The sequence below is a fragment of the Micromonospora sp. NPDC049891 genome, assembly GCF_040660295.1.
GTDB lineage: Bacteria > Actinomycetota > Actinomycetes > Mycobacteriales > Micromonosporaceae > Micromonospora.
The window spans coordinates 1-1,502 of sequence record NZ_JBFAML010000073.1 but is presented as its reverse complement, the minus strand read 5'-3'; the positions used below and the strand labels follow the sequence as shown (position 1 = coordinate 1,502).

At 52.9% G+C, this 1,502-nt stretch carries 1 protein-coding gene; it reads right to left on the bottom strand.

Annotated elements, in window-relative coordinates; genetic code table 11:
* A partial coding sequence (locus AB0I71_RS32485) for an S-type pyocin domain-containing protein (protein ID WP_357591184.1) occupies window positions 1–1,502 on the bottom strand: 1,502 nt, incomplete at both ends.

The following is a 1,502-nucleotide window of genomic DNA, read 5'->3' as shown; positions in this document are numbered from 1 at the left end:
CGATGATAATCATGCCCAAATTCTGTTAGCCCTTTGCGGGGTTTGACAAGCTCAGGCTTATCCTCCTTGGCCGGTTTTTTTCGTGGTTTGTTGAACATGACATAAATCGGATCAAGACCACTTTCAACCGGTGGAACCAAAATATAGTCATGGATCTGCTGAACATCACCATTGGGCAATGCAGTCAGCGTTCCTTTCCCTGACACATCGACACTGCCCCCCGTCGAAAGCTTGCCTGCAGGCGCACCAACCGGCGTGACGGTAATAATATAACCGGATACGCTCTTGTCATTCGCCGGTGTCCAGGTCAGAGAGATAGCACCGTCATCAGTGGTAAAGCGTAACTCCCTTTTCACCGCATCCCATGATAGTGGCCTTAGTGGCACCGCACCTTTTACGTTCCGCTCATCAGGGCGAACGATGTTGATGTGGATTTTCTCTTCCCCGACATCCCCCGTCTCACGAGAAACCAGCCGATAAGGTAACCGCACCGAATTATAGTTGCCGAGCGCATTCCTCACATCGTCTCGCGTCAATCCGAACCGACCAACACCCAGGGATGACATGACGGTCAATGCCGGCACGTCCAAACTCTCGGAAAAAACAAAAGAGAGCTGAGCAAACTCAGCCGTGGTGACCTGCCCGTTGGCATACAGTTTTTCCGCAGGTGTCCTCGTCAACGCCGCCGAGGCCCGGGCAAACGCGCCACGGATACCGGCTTCCAGTGTCTCCGTCGTCGCCACCGAATTATAGTTGCTGATAGCAAACCCGCTTTCACGCCAGAAGTAGGCAGTCTGCTCCAGAAACAGCGGACTGGGTTTGCTGCCCATGACCGGCGGATATTTGGGCAAATCGCCATCGCCAACCGTAAGAACGAATTCTTTCTTCGCCTGGTTGCGCCAGAACGCCGCTTGCGCTTGCGGTGACAACGAAGCAATATCCGGATCGGTCGGCTGCCGTGCGCGAATTTTGCTCATATTGTCTTTGGCAATGCGATCAAATTCAGCAACCTGAGCCGCTAGATCCTTTTCTTCCTTACGCAGCCGGGAAAGATCTTCGTTTAATGCAGCAATGGTGCCATTGGTTCTTTCCACGTCACGATGAAATTGTTCGGCTCGTCCCGCCTGACGGCGAGCGCGCGCATTGGCTTCCTGGATAGATTGACGTTCAGCAATTCGCTGATTGAGGGTGATTTGAGCCTGCTTTTCCTCAATCTGTCGCTGGTTGATAGTCCGTTCAGGCAGCAACCATTGATAACTGTGTGACTTTCGGTACTCATCCGTTTGAACTGACTCACGACGTTGGCGTGCATCCTGATAAGTCAGAAATGCCTTGCGTTCGGCTTCGCGTGCATTGACTTCATTTTGCGGAATGATCTCCACCACGGCCACATAAGCCGGCGGCAGATTACTGCCTGGAGGGAACACCACGATACCATCGTGCGTATTGCCACCCGGTTGCGTCGCTGGCAACGGTTTGGCTTCAGCATTATTTATCTCGGT